The organism is Microbacterium sp. FW305-3-2-15-F-LB2, from assembly GCF_058787255.1.
Genome location: NZ_JBYSZO010000001.1, coordinates 2,570,584 through 2,586,936 on the forward strand (window position 1 = coordinate 2,570,584; position 16,353 = coordinate 2,586,936).

12 protein-coding genes are annotated in these 16,353 nt (G+C 68.7%); 5 read left to right on the forward strand and 7 right to left on the reverse strand.

Annotation, left to right across the window (positions count from 1 at the left end):
- The first annotated feature begins 142 nt into the window (after positions 1 to 142).
- Positions 143 to 1,546, forward strand: a complete 1,404-nt coding sequence (locus tag AC3WLZ_RS12480) for a glycoside hydrolase family 113 protein (protein WP_492470238.1) — start codon at positions 143 to 145, stop codon at positions 1,544 to 1,546.
- Between the two features lie 172 nt (positions 1,547 to 1,718).
- Positions 1,719 to 2,000, forward strand: coding sequence for a GlsB/YeaQ/YmgE family stress response membrane protein (locus tag AC3WLZ_RS12485; RefSeq protein ID WP_412925248.1), 282 nt, complete (start codon positions 1,719 to 1,721; stop codon positions 1,998 to 2,000).
- Between the two features lie 77 nt (positions 2,001 to 2,077).
- Here the strand turns inward: AC3WLZ_RS12485 and AC3WLZ_RS12490 are convergent, their stop codons facing one another.
- Genes AC3WLZ_RS12490 through AC3WLZ_RS12520 form a run of 7 tightly spaced genes read right to left on the reverse strand, consistent with a single transcriptional unit; the run spans position 2,078 to position 12,507 of the window.
- The gene (locus tag AC3WLZ_RS12490; protein ID WP_492470239.1) at positions 2,078 to 4,273 is read right to left on the reverse strand and encodes an alpha-galactosidase; all 2,196 of its coding nucleotides are present in this window, start codon (positions 4,271 to 4,273) and stop codon (positions 2,078 to 2,080) included.
- Positions 4,274 to 4,311: 38 nt separating this feature from the next.
- Positions 4,312 to 7,338 carry an alpha-mannosidase gene (locus tag AC3WLZ_RS12495; RefSeq protein ID WP_492470240.1) on the reverse strand — a complete coding sequence of 1,009 codons (3,027 nt, stop codon included), beginning with the start codon at positions 7,336 to 7,338 and terminating at the stop codon, positions 4,312 to 4,314.
- Positions 7,335 to 8,168, reverse strand: a complete 834-nt coding sequence (locus tag AC3WLZ_RS12500; RefSeq protein ID WP_492470241.1) for a ThuA domain-containing protein — start codon at positions 8,166 to 8,168, stop codon at positions 7,335 to 7,337. The genes AC3WLZ_RS12495 and AC3WLZ_RS12500 overlap by 4 nt, the downstream gene beginning before the upstream one ends.
- On the reverse strand, positions 8,165 to 9,328 hold the full coding sequence (locus AC3WLZ_RS12505; protein WP_492470242.1) for a Gfo/Idh/MocA family protein: 1,164 nt from the start codon (positions 9,326 to 9,328) through the stop codon (positions 8,165 to 8,167). The genes AC3WLZ_RS12500 and AC3WLZ_RS12505 overlap by 4 nt, the downstream gene beginning before the upstream one ends.
- Positions 9,329 to 9,333: 5 nt before the next feature.
- Positions 9,334 to 10,227, reverse strand: coding sequence for a carbohydrate ABC transporter permease (locus AC3WLZ_RS12510; RefSeq protein WP_492470243.1), 894 nt, complete (start codon positions 10,225 to 10,227; stop codon positions 9,334 to 9,336).
- A gap of 1 nt (position 10,228) precedes the next feature.
- Entirely contained in the window at positions 10,229 to 11,164 is a 936-nt protein-coding gene (locus AC3WLZ_RS12515) for a carbohydrate ABC transporter permease (protein ID WP_492470244.1), read from the reverse strand.
- A complete protein-coding gene (locus AC3WLZ_RS12520; protein WP_492470245.1) occupies positions 11,161 to 12,507 on the reverse strand; it encodes an ABC transporter substrate-binding protein in 1,347 nt (448 codons plus the stop codon). Before AC3WLZ_RS12520 ends, AC3WLZ_RS12515 begins: the two co-directional genes overlap by 4 nt.
- Before the next feature lie 164 nt (positions 12,508 to 12,671).
- On the opposite strand from AC3WLZ_RS12520, the gene AC3WLZ_RS12525 reads away from it, so the two are divergent.
- The 3 genes from AC3WLZ_RS12525 to AC3WLZ_RS12535 are packed head-to-tail and all read left to right on the forward strand — an operon-like array spanning position 12,672 to position 16,304.
- Entirely contained in the window at positions 12,672 to 13,448 is a 777-nt protein-coding gene (locus AC3WLZ_RS12525; protein ID WP_492470246.1) for a GntR family transcriptional regulator, read from the forward strand.
- Positions 13,445 to 14,449 carry a LacI family DNA-binding transcriptional regulator gene (locus AC3WLZ_RS12530; RefSeq protein WP_492470247.1) on the forward strand — a complete coding sequence of 335 codons (1,005 nt, stop codon included), beginning with the start codon at positions 13,445 to 13,447 and terminating at the stop codon, positions 14,447 to 14,449. The genes AC3WLZ_RS12525 and AC3WLZ_RS12530 overlap by 4 nt, the downstream gene beginning before the upstream one ends.
- A 37-nt stretch (positions 14,450 to 14,486) precedes the next feature.
- Positions 14,487 to 16,304, forward strand: a complete 1,818-nt coding sequence (locus AC3WLZ_RS12535) for a glycoside hydrolase family 2 protein (RefSeq protein ID WP_492470248.1) — start codon at positions 14,487 to 14,489, stop codon at positions 16,302 to 16,304.
- Positions 16,305 to 16,353: the final 49 nt, after the last annotated feature.

The window sequence follows — 16,353 nt, forward strand, 5'->3', positions numbered from 1 at the left end:
CCCCCGAATCGGTGGGTCTCACCCGCGCCGCGGATCCGCGTTCTACCCTGAAACGAGGGCATCCGCTCACCGATCGAACGACGGTCGCGGGGTCCGAATCGCGTCGACGGCGACGTCACGGCGACGCGAGGCGAGGTGCAGGATGGACGTTTCCCGGCGAATGGTGCTCACCGGCGCACTCGGGGCGGTCGGGCTCGGTTTCGGCATCGGGTGCGTCGTCGTGGCATCCGGACTCCTCGGCGCCCCGGAAGCGGCGCCGACGCTGACGCGCGCACCGACACCCTTACCGTCGCCGAGCCGAAGCCCGGGCGTCGGAGATCTCGAGCTGCACGCGTGGGACAGGGTGGTGCGCTCGATCTCCACGACGCAGGACGCGACGGTGACCCTCGTCGACGGCGCGCTCCCTACCGGACTCGCCATCGCCGGTGGAGCGCTGGTCGGTCGGCCGACCATCACGGGTCCCTACGCCTTTCGCCTCGACGTGAACGAAGGACCGACGCGGCATCGACGCACGTACGCCGGCGAGGTCGCCCCCATCAAGCGCGACCTCAGCGTGTCGCTGACTCTGGATGCCACCACCCCGATGTCCGTGACCGAGAAGGAGCTCGACCGCATCGCGCTTCTCGGAGCCAACGCCACGCTCGTCATCCTCTGCTTCATCCCTGACGCGACCTCGACGACCTTCACCCGAGTCGCGGACGCGCGCATCCAGAGGGCGTTCCGTCTGGCGCGCGAACGCGGCGTGCGCATCACCCTCCTGAAGCCGCACATCGTGACGGAGAGCGAGGCGGACAACTTCTATCGCGCGAACTACGCGCCGGACTCCATCGATGCCTTCTTCGCGAACTGGGGCCGGCAGTTGCAGTACTTCGCGCGCCTCTGCGCCGAGAACGACGTCGAGTACCTGTCCCTGACGTGCGAGCAGCCCGGCCAGACGGACGCCGCCCACTTCGACCGGTGGGTGCCGCTCATCACCAGACTGCGAGCCGCGTATCCGCGACTCAAACTGACGGCCGCGTTCACGACTCTCGAGCTCTTCCTGCTGTACACCCACTGGGTGCCGGCGAACACGCCTCATCTGGCACGGTTGCTCGACGTCTTCGGTATCAATTCGTGGGTGCGATTGACCGACAAGGTGTACACCCCCGACGCGCCGAACATCGGCGTCGACGATCTCGTGGCGGGGTGGCGAGGCGCCGGTGGTCGGACGGACGACCACCTGGGCAAGCTCGAATTCGTCTGCGAGCACTTGCGTCTGCCTTTCTTGATCACCGAGGTGGGAGTGCGCCCGCACGTCGACGGCCTCGCCAAGCAGGAGGGCAGCCAACCGCCGACCGGAGCGAGGAATCACGACGTCCAGGCCCTGCTCTACCGCTCGGTCCTGCGGGCGCCGTTCCAGTCGGCGTGGTGCACGGGCGCGTCCATCTGGCACATCCATGAGCCGTTCGCCTTCGGCGATCCGCGCCACGACACTCTGCTCGCCGGCGAGCGCGTGCTGATGGATGCCATCCCGAGGACGCCGTCTTTCGCGACCAAGGATTTCTGATCCCTTGCCCTCCGCGCACGACGGACGGGCTGCCGCCGGCCCGGAGAGGATAGCCAGTCACGACCGCCGGCTCAAGGGCCGACGAGACAGCAGGCCCCCGGCATAGCGTGATCCGTGCACCTCATCCAGAGGGGCGCCGTGCCACCTGGCACCTCACAGCAAGGAGAAAACCGTGCTTTGGACGATCCTCGGCCTCATCATCGTGGGCCTCATCGCCGGCTTCATCGCGCGTGCCGTCATCCCCGGCAAGCAGAGCATGGGCATCCTCATGACCATCGTCCTGGGAATCGTCGGCTCGTTCGTCGGCGGATTCCTCGGATTCCTGATCTTCGGCAGCGACCCGATGGGCGGGTTCCTCCAGCCCGCCGGGATCATCGGTTCGATCATCGGCGCGATCATCGTGCTCGGGATCTACGTCTTCGCCACACGCGGACGCAGCGCCCGCGCGCGCTGACCTCGGCGGCAGCAGACACGGCGCCCCCGCGTCCCCCGCTCCGGCCGGGGCGCGGGGGCGCTCGTCGTCCGCCGCGGTCACACCTCGGTGATCCGGTAGATCACGACCCTCTCGGGGAACGATCCGGGGAGGTGGACGCCGACGGACCCGAGCGCACGGCCGCGGAGCACCACGCCCGATCCGTCCCTGTACCATGCCGGATCGGCGCGACCATGGTCGGGTGTGCCGATCGTGACGGGCGCGATGCGATACCGCTTGTCGGGATGGAGGCCGGGGACCGTGAATCGCCCGCGTGGTGAGACCGTGGGGCGTCCGAGGAAAGCGAGGAACACCAGCGCCTCGGATCGGTCCGCAGCGATGGCACCGTACACCTGGAAGGCAGGATCGACGGTGTCGGCGCGCATCATGTCGCCGGTGTGCAGCAGTCCGCGGTGGGCCTGGTAGAACGCGATCCACTCGGCGAGATCGGAGTTCTCGACCTCAGTGGCCCGGGTGAGGTCCCATTCGATGCCGAAATGGCCGAACAGAGCCGTGGCAGCGCGGAACGACAGCTCATGCGTGCGGCCCGTCGTGTGGTTCACGGTCGACCCGATATGGGATCCCAGGAGTTCCGCCGGCATCAGCTGCATCGTCCAGCGCATCATCTGCTGGCGCTCGAGCGGGTCGATGCAGTCGCTCACCCACACCCGGTCCGTCCGCTCGATGACGCCGAGATCGACACGAGCGCCACCGGACGAGCAGGACTCGATCTCGAGGGCCGGGAATCGACGCTTCAGCTCGTCCATCAAGCGGTACGTGGCGAGCGTCTGGGCGTGAACGCCGGCCACCCCCGTGGGGAAGGTACCCGCGTCGATGAGGTCACGGTTGTGGTCCCATTTGATGTAGGCGATGTCGTGCGCCGCCAGGATTTCGCTCATATGGGTCAGGACGTGGTCGTAGGCCTCGGGGATCCCGAGGTTGAGCACCTGCTGGTTGCGGCCGGCGAGTGGGAGTCGACCACCGGTCTGCATGATCCATTCGGGGTGGGCGCGGGCCAGGTCGCTGTTCTCGTTGATCATCTCCGGCTCGAACCAGAGCCCGAACTCCATGCCCAGCGCGGTCACGCGCTCGACGAGGGGGGTGAGACCGTCGGGCCACACCTCCTGATCGACCGTCCAGTCGCCGAGGCCGCTCGTGTCATCGCGGCGGCCGAGGAACCACCCGTCGTCGAGCACGAACCGCTCGACCCCGAGCGCTGCCGCGCGATCGGCCAGATCGAGCAGACGAGCAACGTCGTGATCGAAGTAGACCGCCTCCCAGACATTCAGGGTCACGGGACGCGGACGGGTCGGGTGCGTCGGGCGCGCGCGGAGGAAGCGGTGGAAACGGTGCGCCTGATCGTCCAAACCGTCGCCGTATGCGGCGTAGACCCACGGGGTTCGGTAGCCCTCCCCCTCGGCGAGACGGACCTCGCCCGGGAGGAGGAGCTCTCCTCCTCCGATGACCTGCGCCCCGGCCGACAGCTGCTCGGCGTAGTGGCGGTGGTTGCCGCTGAAGCCGACGTGGATGCCCCATACCTCGCCCGAGGAGAAGCCGAACCCCGGCATCCCCACGCTCAGGACGGTCGCCGCGTCCGGCCCCGTCCGACCCTTGCGCCCTTCCCGCTCGTGGATTCCGACGACGAGATCGCGACGCTGGGGAACACGTTCTCGGCTCCACCGCCCTGCGAAGTCGAGGATCTCCCGCGCACGGATGGGAATCGGGAAGGCCAGAGCGATGTCGTCGACGGTATACAGGCCGCCGGCGGCGTTCCGCACCTCTGCCCGGGCGCGCAGCAGACCGCTGTCGAGAAGCTCGACGTCGAGGATGAGGGCCAGGCCCGCCTCGGGATCGTGCGCGCGGAACACCAGCGCCGCAGCACCGGTCGCGATCATGCCTGCCTCGATGACCGGCGACCCGTCGAGATCCACCCCGTCGAGCACGAAGCGCGGCGACCACGACCGCCCGTCACGATGCCCGCTGACCCCGGGCTTGCCCTCCCACCCGGCGTGATGCTCCGGGAGGATCGCCACCCGCACGGCGGCATCGACGACGTTGCCGGTCGACGGCTCGGTCGCCGCGAGGACGAGGGCCGCGACGTCGTCGGCATCCAGCGGTCCGAGAGCGGACCCCCAGTGGACGATCGACGGAAGACGCCGCCCGCTGGCATCCAGCACCACGCTGACACCGGCGGAAGAGAGATGGAAGAACACGTCGGGAACCGCCCCGGTGGGCGCGCCGGCGTGTGCCGTCATCGGTGTGTCCGACATCGGGGGCCTTTCGGTTGTCGAGCTCACGCCACAGGGCGAGGGGAACGGAAGCGCAGCGTGCGCAGTTCGAACGGTCGCAGGTGGAGCGCGACCGACCGAGGGGCCTCACCGCGTTCGATCGTGCCGCCGGTCGGGCGCTCGAGCAGATCGGTGGCGTGCACCCCATCCCACTCGACCGCTGTCGTGATCGTCGCGCTCGCGCGTGTCCCGTGCGCCTCGTACAGTCGCACCACCAGGTCGCCGCTGCCGTCTTCGGCCAGTTTGACCGCCTCGACGACGATCGCCGGGTGGGAGACCTCCAGCAGGGGTGCTACCGGAGTGCCCCGCACGGCGCGCAGCGGCAGGTTCTGTCGGTACCCGTCGACGACGGCTTCGGGAACGCCTCCCGGCCGAAGGCTGACCGTGAACGTGTGAACACCCTGGTCGGCCGACGGGTCGGGGTACCGCGGCGCGCGCAACAGCGACAGGCGTGCCACCACCATCGGGCGGCCGGAGGGGGCCTGCACCGTCCGCAGGTCGTGCCCGTAGACGACGTCGTTCGCGATGGCGACACCCCAGCCGGGCTCGCCGACGTGGACCCAGCGGTGCGCCACCGTCTCGAAGCGCGCCGAGTCCCAGGACGTGTTGCGGTGGATGGGTCGATAGAGGTGCCCGAATTGGGTCTCCGAGGCAGCCCGGTCGGCACGGAGGTCGAGCGGGAAGGCGAGCTTGAGCAGCTTCTGCGATTCGCGCCAATCGATGTCGAACGCGAGGTCGAGGCGTCCATCGGCGAGGGTGGCTCGCATCGCGATCCGGGATCGTCCGACCTCGTGCCGGACCACGATCGCGTCGCCGTCGATCTCGACGGCGACCGGGGTGAGCAGCTCGGTACCCGAGCGCTGATCCTCCTCGTTGATGTCCCACGCGTCCCACTCCCGGGGCGTATCGCGGAGGAGCTGGAGCACACCACCGGCCATCCCCTCCGGAAGGACCTCGCGGTCTGCCACGAGATCGCGCACCGACACGAGGGCGCCACGGCCGTCCATCTTCACCCGCAGAGTCGCGTCCTCGAGGACGAACACGTCGCCGTCGTGTTGCGGCACCACCGACGCCGTGACCGCCGCCCGCTGCACCGCCATCGGGGCGACCCCGCGCTGCGCATACGGACTGGCGTTGGCCGTGAGCGGTTCGTCGCCGTCACCGGCGAGGGCCTCGAGGGCCGCATCGATGATCGCGTTCAGCGAGGTCGCGACTCGGGCGTAGGTGGCCTCGGCATCCTGATGCACCCACGCGATGGAGGTACCGGGCAGGATGTCGTGGAACTGCAGGAGCAGCACGCTCCGCCACGCCTCCTGCAGCTCGGCGGCGGGATAGGAGAACCCCCGCAGCAGCGCCGCTGTCGCCGACCACAGCTCGGCGGCACGCAGCAGCGCTTCGCTGTGTCGGTTGCCGCGCTTGGTCTTCTGCTGCGACACGAGGGTGCCCCGGTGCAGTTCGAGGTACATCTCTCCGACCCACACGGGGGCGGCGGGCAGTTCCGCGCGCGCCGCCTCGAAGAACGAGTGCGGGTCCGAGAGCCGGACGCGCGGCGACCCCTCGAGGTCGCGCTTGCGGGCCGCCTGCGCGAGCATCTCCCGCGTGGGTCCTCCCCCGCCGTCGCCCCAGCCGAACAGACCCAGCACCTCGCGGGCAGCGCCCTTCTCGCTGAACACGCGTTCGGTGCGAGCCAGGTCGAGCGCGCCGAGATCGGAGTTGTAGGTCTCCGCCGGAGGGAGGTGGGTGAAGATCCGGGAACCGTCGATCCCCTCCCAATCGAAGGTGGAGTAGGGAAGTCGGTTGGTCTCGTTCCACGACGGCTTCTGGGTCACGAAGTACCGCGCTCCCGCCGCACGAGCGATCTGCGGCAGCGCCGCGCTGTAGCCGAACGAGTCGGGAAGCCAGACCTCATCGCTGTCGACACCGAACTCCTCGAGGAAGAACCGCTTCCCCATCACGAACTGGCGGGCCAACGCCTCGCCGCCGGGCATGTTCGTGTCCGACTCGACCCACATGCCGCCCACGGGGCGGAATCGCCCCGTCGCCACGGCCGCGCGCACGCGTTCGAAGAGTTCGGGCTGGCTCTGCTTCAGCCACAGGTACTGCTGGGCCGAGGAGGCGGCGAACACGAAGTCGGGATCACGGTCGAGGAGATCGAGCACGTTCGCGAACGTGCGAGCGACCTTGCGCACGGTCTCGCGGGTGGGCCAGAGCCACGCGGAGTCGATGTGGGCGTGGCCGACGGCCGACACGCGCAGAGCGCTCCCCGCCGCGGTGGCGGCGAGCGCCGGGGCGAGCGCCGCTCGCCCCGCCTCCGCCGTCCCCGAGATGTCATCGGGGTCCATGACGTCGACCATGCGCTCGAGCGCGTGGACGATCTCTGCCCGCCGCACACCGTCGCGCGGAAGGACCTCGACGAGGCCGTCGAGAGTCCACACGTCCTGCAGAAGCTCCCACACGGTCAGGTCGCGTCGGGCCACCTCCACGCGCTGCAGCCGGTAGAGGGGTTCATCCCCGGCGGTCGCCCGGTCCCCGAGGGCCGTCGGCTCGTACTCGTACGGCACCTGGATCATCGGGTTGGCGGCGGCCTCCAACAGGAGCCGGAACGGACCCGGGCCGGCCAGGGGCACCCACGCGTTGAACGGCTCGATGGCCTTCACGATCGAGCCGTCCGGACGATACGCCGTCGCCTCCGCCTGGAAGCCCGGCTGTTCGCCCGAGAAACCCAGGTCGACGACGAGCTCGGCCTCCTCCGGCATCCAATCGACCGGCACCTCACCGCGCACGTCGAACCAGACCGTGTCCCACGCCCGACCCCAGGTCGACCCCACGGCGAACGGTTCGTAGTGCTGTCTCATCGCCTCCGCGAACGGCACCGGCTCGCCGCCGACGCGCCACGCCGAGATCTCGACCGGGCGGCTCTCGCGGTACAGCGCGGGCTGAAGGCGGAAACGGGTGAAGCGGCGGACGCGCTGGAGCGCCAGCGTCTCGGCATCCAGACGGGCGCGACCGTTCGGATTGGACTCGTCGGTCATGCTCCGGACTCGCGCGGCGCGATGAGCTCGCGGGTGTAGTAGTCGATCAGACCCTCGGGCGAGGTCAGGACGGGACGGTCGAAGTCGCCGGTGAGGTACATCGGCGTCACGAGGTAGGACTCCCGCGCGTGCCGCGGCCGCGCCCAGCGCACGCCGTTGGCGATCACGCGCTGGACATCGGGGTGGTGATAGACGGGATAGATCTCGTCGCCCGGGCTGAAGTAGAACACCCGCCCGTGTCCCCGCCGATAGGTGATCCCGCTGCGGAACACCTCGCCGCCCGAGAAGCTGCTGATGAACACCAGCTCGTCGGGCTCGGGGATGTCGAAGTACTCGCCGTACATCTCCTGGCCGGGGATGATGAGCGGCTGAGGCACGCCCTCGGCGATCGGATGCCGTGGGTCGACCGTCCACACGAGCTCACGGTCGTTGTCGTTTCGCCAGCGCAGACTGCAGGTCGTCCCCATCAGGCGGCGGAAGATCTTCGAGTGGTGGCCGGAGTGCAGGACGATGATGCCCATGCCCTCCAACACGTGACGCTGGATGCGATCGACGACCTCGTCCGAGACCTCCTCGTGCGCCGTGTGCCCCCACCACAGCAGCACGTCGGTCTCGGCGAGGGTCTCCTCGGTCATGCCGTGCTCCGGATCGTCGAGGACGCGGGTCGACACCGTCACCTCGTCGCCGAGGAGGCGTGAAATGCCCTCGGCGATCGTCGAGTGCATCCCGTCGGGGTAGATCTCGCGCACCACGGGGTTCACTTGCTCGTGACGGTTCTCACCCCAGACGACGACGCGGATGGTCTCGGAACGGGCGGGGGTCGATGTCATCGGGCGCCTCCTGACGCGTGAGAGACGGCCTGCGGGGAGCTCCCCCAGGCCGGTGTGGCTATGGCCCCCACCGCGCTCGGCCACGAGCGCAGAAGGTCGGCGACGTCGTCGCTCTGTTCGTCGGCGATGGCCTGGGTGAGGGAGTCCTCAAGAAGCTCTTCCAGGACGACACGGTCGCCTCCGCGCTCGCTGCTGCGGATCGCACCCTCCACCATCGCCAGGGTCAGCACGTTCGTCCGGACCTCGTTCTGCGGGGTCAGACCCGACCCGAGGGACGACACGAACTCCTCCAGTGCACCCTGGATGCCTTCGCTCTGCCCGGAGATCTCGAAGCCGGCGTCGCCGGCGTCCACGCGGACGAGGTGGTCGCCGTCCCAGCTCGCGGCCCCGTGCTCGCCGTAGATGTGCCAGTCGGCGTTCCACGAGGTCTGCAGGCCCGGGGTGCACCGGCTGCCGGAGTAGACGAACCGGGCCCCCGAGGCCAGATCGAACGTGGCCGTCGCGGCCGCGTGTCCGGCGAACCAGCTCCACGCCGGATTCCAGGAAACGCATCGCACCGCGACCGGTTCGTCGGCGGTGAGGAAGCGCAGCATGTCGAAATGGTGCACCGACATGTCCACCAGGAGCGGGTGCGCCATCTGCTCGCGGAACCCCGGTTCGTGGTCGGCGTGGAAGAACTCCGCGTGCACCGCCCCGAGCGCGCCGAGGTGCGCGGTGGCGTCGCGGAACGCCGCGAGGTGCGTGAAGTACCGGCGGGACTGACTGGCCATGAGCAGCTCGCCGGTGAGATCGGCCAGAGCGACCTGACGGAGGGCCTCGGCGACCGTCGGAGCCAACGGCTTCTCGCACAGGACGGGCAGTCCGGCGCGCATCGCCTCTTCGTTGACCACGCGATGCGCCTGGGGCACGGTGACGTTGATCACGGCGCGGGCCCCAGACCGCTCCACGACGTCGGCGAGAGACGATCCCACTGCGGTGTCGTGCAGTCCGATCGAGGACACCGTCCGCGTCGCGAGGTCGACGTTCAGGTCGACGACGCCCACCGGCTCGGCGTACGAAGATCCGGCGAGCATGCGAAGCCACTCGCCGCCCATGGCACCCGCGCCCACCACGACGACCGGGAGCCTTTCGCGAGGCGGGGCCGAGCTGTTCTCCAACATGTGACTCATCCTTTGATCGCACCGCCCAGGCTCGTGCGCAACAAGTGCTTCCGAACGAAGATGTACAGGATCGCGGGCGGAACGAGGTACACGATCGCGCTGGCGGCCAGGAGACCCCAGTCGACCTGGTTGTACTCGCTGAAGGCCCGGAACAGCCCGATCGAGAGCGGGTACAGCTCCGAGCTCTGCAGGAGCACGAGCGGAGTGAGGAAGTCGCCCCAGACGTTCATGAAGCTGAGCATCGCGGCCGCTCCGAGGCCGGGTCCGACCAGGGGAAGGACGACCCGCCAGATGGCCTGGAGGCGGGAATTCCCGTCGATCCACGCCGCCTCTTCCAGCTCGATCGGAACCGCGGCGATCGTGCCCGCCAGCAGCCACAGGGTGACCGGGAGTTGGAAGGCGGCCTCGACGATGATCAGACCGATCAGCGTGTTCGAGAGGTGGACCTTCACCATGATCAGGTACAGCGCGACGATCGTCGCCGGCGCAGGGATCACGCGGATCAGAAGGATGCCGAACATGAACACGCGGCGGCCCCGGAACCGGTACCGCGCGAGGGCATATCCACCGGCGAGTCCGAGTGCGAGGTTCAACGCGGTGGCGCTGACGCCGATGATGAGGCTGTTGACCAGCAGCATGGGAGTGCCGGCCGCGGTGAAGAAGGCGAAGAAGTTCTCGAAGCTCCAGGCCGGCCACTGCACGGTCGGTCCCGCCTCGGAGTCCACGGCGCTGAAGACCACCCATGCGAACGGAACAAGACAGAACACCGCCATCAGGGAGATGAGGATGTAGCCGAGCGTCCGCTGGACGACCGCGATGGGCGACAGAGGGCGTCGCCGCATCTTCGGCAACGGAGTGGCGGCGGCGGCCCCCGGGGCGCGGGAGAGGACGGATGTCATGTCAGACCTCGACTTTCGCCAGGCGCACGTACACGACACCGAGGACGAGGACGATGACCAGCAGGATGATGGACGCGGCGCTGCCGATCCCGATCTGGGAGAACTGCAACGCACGCTCGTAGATGTAGATCGCAGCGAGGCGCGTCTGCCCGCCGGGTCCACCCTGGGTGAGGAAGTACACCAGGCCGAAGACACCGATCGTGCTGATGGTCGTCAGCAAGAGGTAGAGGAATACCGGCCCGCGGATGAGCGGCAGAGTGACGTGCCGGAACACCTGGACGGCACTCGCCCCGTCGATCCGCGCCGCCTCGATGAGCTCGGCGGGAACGTCCTCCAGGGCCGCCTGGAACATGATCATGGCGAACGCCACACCACGCCAGATGTTCACGATGATGATCGACGTGAGGGGCACGACCTGCAGCCACGCCGTCGGTTCCGCGCCGAAGAGGCCTGTCAGTCGATTCAGCGTCCCCTCCGCGCTGTTGGAGAGCACACTCGCCCACGCCAGAGACGCGACGACCTCCGGGACGACCATCGGCATCAGGATGGCGGCGCCGAAGAAGCCCTTCCCCCGCAACCACGGGCGGCTGAGGAGGATCGCCGCGATCATCCCGAGCACGGTCTGTCCGATGATCGCGCTCCACAGTGTGAAGTTGGCGGTCTGTCCGAGCGACGACAGGAAGTCCGCGTTGGTCAGCAGATAGACGAAGTTGTCGATGCCGACGAACTGCGGATTCCGAGCCGCGAAGCCCGTGAGCTGCGTGTTCGTGAACGCCAGATAGATGCTGTACACCGCCGGCAGCAGGATGAACACCGCGATCAGGACGAACGAGGGTCCGAGCAGGAGGAGGATCAGGGGCCAGTTGCGAGCGCGACGCCGCGTCGGCGACGGCCCGGAGGCCGCCGCCGACACGGACGCGGTGAGCGTCGAGGTCACTGCTTCACCAGACTCGGACCGAGGAGGTCCGTCGCATCGGCGACGAACGCGTCATAGGCCTGCTGACCGTTCGCCTCGCCGCTGAGGATCATCTCCGTGGCCGTGGCCACGGCCTGTCCGATCTGGGCGGCACCGTCGCCGGTGACGACGAACACGCTGTCCGAGAGGTCCTCGCCGGCCTGCAGCAGCTGCGGCTCGGCCGAGTAGGGCGCGACGTCGTTCAGGTCATCGCGGGCGGACGCGGCGCCCGAGGCGACGAGCTGCTCCGCGAGAGGCTTGCCCGTGGAGAGGTACTTGATGAACTCCCACGCGGCGTCCTTGTTCTTCGACTCCGCCGTGATGGCGTAGCCACCGCCGGTGCTGCTCCAGCCGTACGGCTTGTCGCCCGAACGGAGGCCGGGGAACTGCCACGTCGAGACCTTCTCGGTGAGGCCGTCGATCGGGGCCGCTCCGTCGGGGCCCCAGTCGAACTTCCAGCCCCACGTGCCCTGCGCCGCGACCTGGATCTCGCCCTCGGGGAACTTGGTGTACTTCGTCGGCTCCCACGGGTTCGGGTTCTGCAGGTCCTGGACCGGGAGCAGACCCTTCTGTGCGAGCTCCGCGTACAGGTTGAAGACCGCGAGCCACCCGGGGCTCTTGAGGTCCCACGTGTCCGTCTCGGAGTCGTAGAAGTCCTTGTCGGTGCCGCCGAGGAGGGGCTGGAAGCCCTCTCCCCACGTGCCGCCACCCCACGCGGTGCCGGCCGGGATGACGATGGGCGTGCCCCCGGTCTTGTCCTTGACGGCGACCAGACGCTCGATCAGGTCGTCCCACGTCTGGGGCTGGGAGGTGTCGATGCCCAGCTCGGTCAGGATGTCCTTGCGGTAGAACAGGTTCAGCACGCCCGCGCCCGACGGGATGCTGTAAATCTGGCCGTCCTGACGGACCATCGCCTCCTTGACCGCCGGATAGTAGTGGCTCCAGCCGTCCCACGCCTCGAGGTATCCGTCGAGAGGAGCGAGGTAGCCGGCGGAGGACCAGGAGATCGCCATGTTCTCCCCGATGTCCAGCACGTCGGGCGCCTGACCGGCCGTCAGCTGCTGCGTCATCTTGGTCATGAACTGCTCGTCGGTCAGCTTGTCCGCGATCAGGTCGACCTTGATGTCTTTGCCCTGCGCGGCCATCTCGGCCTCGAAGCCGGGGATCTCCTTGCCGATCGCATCGATGTTCGTCTGCTTGGTCTCCATGATGGTGATCGTCACGGGGCCGTCGCTCGCGTCGCCGCCCCCCGAGGAGCAGCCGGTCAGCCCGGCCGCGGCGACCACGGTGGCCGTGAACGCAGCGGCAACATGTGTGCGCTTCATTGCGATGCCTCTCCTGGGTCACCCCGTCGGCTACTTTGCCGATCCGTCAGCTGATCCCGCACTCATGTTAGGACATTAGGAAAATGGCGTCAACATTTTCGGCCACCTTTGTACTAACATGACATACTGACCACCATGTCAGTTCGGACGAGGGCGAGGATCGCGTGACCGACGTCGGAGAGACCGTGGTGCTCCCGGTCGAGCAGCTCCTCCAGCCTACGACTCAGGCGTCCCCGCTCTGGGGTCGCCTGGCCGCCGGCCTCGAGTCGGCCATCGCCTCAGGCTCGCTCCCGCCGGGAGCCCGTCTCGAGAACGAGGTGTCGATGAGCGAGCGCCTGTCGCTGTCGCGCCCGACCGTTCGACGGGCGATCCAAGAGCTCGTCGACAAGGGGCTGCTGGTTCGCAGACGCGGGGTCGGCACGCAGGTCGTCCACGGATCGGTTGCTCGCCAGATCGACCTGACGAGCCTGCACGACGACCTCGAACGGTCGGGCCGCGTGCCTTCCACGCGGGTGCTCGAAGTCACCCTGGCCCCCGCTGCCCCCGAGATCGCCGCCCAGCTCGGGCTCCAGCCGGAGGCCCGCGTCCTCAAGATCCGCCGGGTCCGCTTCGCGAACGCGGCGCCGATCGCCGTGCTCGAGAACTATCTTCCCGAGACCTTCGCCGACATCACCGCCGAGACGCTGAAGGAGCACGGGCTCTACCACCAGCTCCGCGCCCGAGGCGTGACGCTGCGCGTTGCGCGGCAACGGATCGGCGCCCGACGCGCGAGCGTCGACGAAGGCCAGCTTCTGGACATCGGACGCGGCGCGCCGGTCCTCACCATGGACCGCACCGCGTACGACGCCGACGGTGCCGCCGTCGAGTACGGGCACCACTGCTACCGCCCCGACCTGTACGGCTTCGAGATGACCCTCGTCGATCGCGGACCCCTGCCGTGACGGTGACGCTGCAGGATGTGGCCGCCGTCGCCGGCGTGTCCATCAAGACCGTGTCGAACGTCGTTCGCGACTACCCGCACGTCCGCCCCTCCACTCGTGAGAAGGTGCAGCAGGCGATCGACCAGCTCGGCTACGTGCCGCACAGCACCGCGCGGCGACTGGCGACGGGGCGGACGGGAATGGTCGCGTTCGCGCTCCCGGCGATCGAGGCCCCTTACTTCGCCGAGCTGGCGGCGCTGATGTCCACCGAGGTGGACGGCTTCGACTACCGCCTGCTGATCGAGCAGACCACCGGCGGTCTCGATGAGGAGCGCGCGATCCTGCGCGGCCGCGAACAAGGCCTCATCGACGGCCTCGTCTTCCAGCCGACCTTCCTCTCCGCCGAGGCCATCGAGGAGTTCCGGGGCGCGACGCCGCTGGTGCTGCTGGGCGAGATGCCCGCGCCGCCGACGGTCGATCACGTGATGGTCGACAACATCGCCGCCGCTCGCACGGCGACCTTCCACCTGCTGCGATCGGGGCGCACCCGCGTGGCGTTCCTGGGCCGCAACCGCAGCGTCGGGCACACCACGGCCACGCTGCGCCTGCAGGGCTACCGTGCGGCACTCGAGGAGTTCGACGCCGCCCGCGGCGACGATCTGCTGATCCCGATGACCCAATTCGGAGCCTTCGCCGCCGAAGCGGCCGTCAGCGACGCGCTGAAGTCCGGTATCCCGTTCGATGGTCTCGTCTGCTTCGACGACCTGTCGGCGATCGGCGCGATGAAGGCGCTGAGCCGGGCGGGGCGCCTCGTGCCTGACGACGTCGCCGTCGTCGGGTGGGACGACATCCTGATGACGCAGTTCACCGCTCCCGCGCTCACCACCATCCGGCCGGACAAGGCGACGCTCGTCCAGACCGCGTTCTCGTTCCTCCGCGATCGGATGGGCGGCGAGGACGGAGACGGACGTCACGCGCTCGTCGGATTCGACCTCGTGGTGCGCAGCAGTACCGCCACGTAAATTTGCAGCGCTGGAAAAAGTACGCCACAGTGTCCGCATGGACCCAATGACGTCATCCGTATCCGACGAGGCTGGTTCGCACCCTCGTCCCCAGCTGCGCAGGCCGACGTGGCGAAGCCTCGACGGCGAGTGGCGCTTCGCCTACGACGACTCCGAGGTCGGCTCCGCCGAGGGGTGGTTCCGTACCGGTGAGTTCGACCAGAAAATCGTCGTCCCCTACCCTCCGGAGTCGCAGGCCTCGGGCATCGCCGATCCGTCCTACCACCCGGTCGTCTGGTACTCGCGGGTGTTGGCCGCCGGCGAGACCGAACGAGGTGACGCGGGGGCGAGATCGCTCCTGCACTTCGGCGCGGTCGATTACGCGGCGACGGTATGGGTGAACGGGAGCCAGGTCATCACGCACGCGGGCGGTCACTCCCCCTTCTCCGCCGACATCACCGACTACCTCCGCGGCGACGGCGACGACCTCCTCGTCGTGCGCGCCGTCGATCGGCCCCTCGATGTGGGCCAGCCGCGCGGCAAGCAGGAGTGGCTGCCGGAGCCGCACGAGATCTGGTATCGCCGCACGACGGGGATCTGGCAGCCGGTCTGGCTCGAGCACGTGGCTCCGACGCACATCGTCGAACTCACCTGGCGAGCCACGCGCGGCACCGACAGCGTGCAACTCGAGGTGCTCGCCAACCGGCCGCTCGCGCCGGGGGCGACCGTCGACGTCGAGTTGCGATACCAAGGCGCGCCTCTCGTACGGGCGTCCGTGGAGGTGCTCGGCTCCGGCGCGCCGATCCTCGACATCCCCCTGCGCGATCAGCGCAATGGCCAGCACTACGAGAAGCTCACGTGGTCCCCCGAGAATCCGCGCCTCATCGACGCAACCGTCACCGTGACCGACGGCGATTCGGTGGACTCCGTCGAGTCCTACCTCGGGCTTCGCACTGTGGGCATCGCGGCAGGGCGCTTCCTGCTGAACGACAGGCCGTACTTCGTCCGCGCGGTTCTCGAGCAGGGCTTCTGGCCCGAATCCCACCTCGCCGCGCCCCACGCTGAGGCGCTGCGCGCCGAGGTCCAGCTCATCAAGGACATGGGGTTCAACACCGCCCGCATCCATCAGAAGGCCGAGGACCCGCGCTTCCTGTACTGGGCCGACCGGCTCGGCCTCCTGCTGTGGGGCGAGGCTCCAGCGGCCTACGAGTTCACCACGAGCGCGATCACCGACCTCACCCGCGAATGGGTGGAGCTCGTGCGTCGTGACCGTTCCCACCCCTCGATCGTCACCTGGGTGCCGATGAATGAGAGCTGGGGGGTGCGCGACATCCTCACGGATGCCCCGCAGCGGGCCTTCTCCCGCGGGCTCGCCGACCTCACCCGCGCACTCGATCCCACCCGCCCGGTCGTCTCGAACGACGGGTGGGAGCACACCCACTCCGACATCCTCACGGTCCACGACTACGACGGCGACCCCGAGACCTTCGCGCAGCGCTACGAGGATCGAGACGCGCTGAGGAGACTCTTCGCCGGCTACGGCCCCTCGCACCGGATGATGATGGCCGAAGGGGATGCCGACATCGAGAACGTCCCGGTGATGGTCAGCGAGTTCGGTGGCATCAAGTTCGAGACGGCACCGTCGGCGCCGGCGTGGGGCTATTCGACCAGTGACAGCGTCGAAGAGCTCGAGACGCACCTGCGAGGACTGTTCGGGGCCCTGCTGGATAGCACGGTGCTCGCGGGATTCTGCTACACGCAGATCACCGACACCCTGCAGGAGGCCAATGGGCTGGCCGACGAGAACCGGGTTCCCAAGCTCCCGATCGAAGTGATCCGATCGATCGTCACCGGCGAGTCGCGCTCCAAACCCTGATCGTGACCGCGCGAGGCGGGCGGTGACCCTGTCGGGGCACCGCCCGCTC

Coding starts and splice junctions, on each gene's coding strand:
- AC3WLZ_RS12480 (WP_492470238.1), top strand. CDS start 143: ATGGACGTTTCCCGGCGAATGGTGCTCACCGGCGCACTCGGGGCGGTC.
- AC3WLZ_RS12490 (WP_492470239.1), bottom strand. CDS start 4,273: ATGACGGCACACGCCGGCGCGCCCACCGGGGCGGTTCCCGACGTGTTC.
- AC3WLZ_RS12495 (WP_492470240.1), bottom strand. CDS start 7,338: ATGACCGACGAGTCCAATCCGAACGGTCGCGCCCGTCTGGATGCCGAG.
- AC3WLZ_RS12500 (WP_492470241.1), bottom strand. CDS start 8,168: ATGACATCGACCCCCGCCCGTTCCGAGACCATCCGCGTCGTCGTCTGG.
- AC3WLZ_RS12505 (WP_492470242.1), bottom strand. CDS start 9,328: ATGTTGGAGAACAGCTCGGCCCCGCCTCGCGAAAGGCTCCCGGTCGTC.
- AC3WLZ_RS12510 (WP_492470243.1), bottom strand. CDS start 10,227: ATGACATCCGTCCTCTCCCGCGCCCCGGGGGCCGCCGCCGCCACTCCG.
- AC3WLZ_RS12520 (WP_492470245.1), bottom strand. CDS start 12,507: ATGAAGCGCACACATGTTGCCGCTGCGTTCACGGCCACCGTGGTCGCC.
- AC3WLZ_RS12535 (WP_492470248.1), top strand. CDS start 14,487: ATGGACCCAATGACGTCATCCGTATCCGACGAGGCTGGTTCGCACCCT.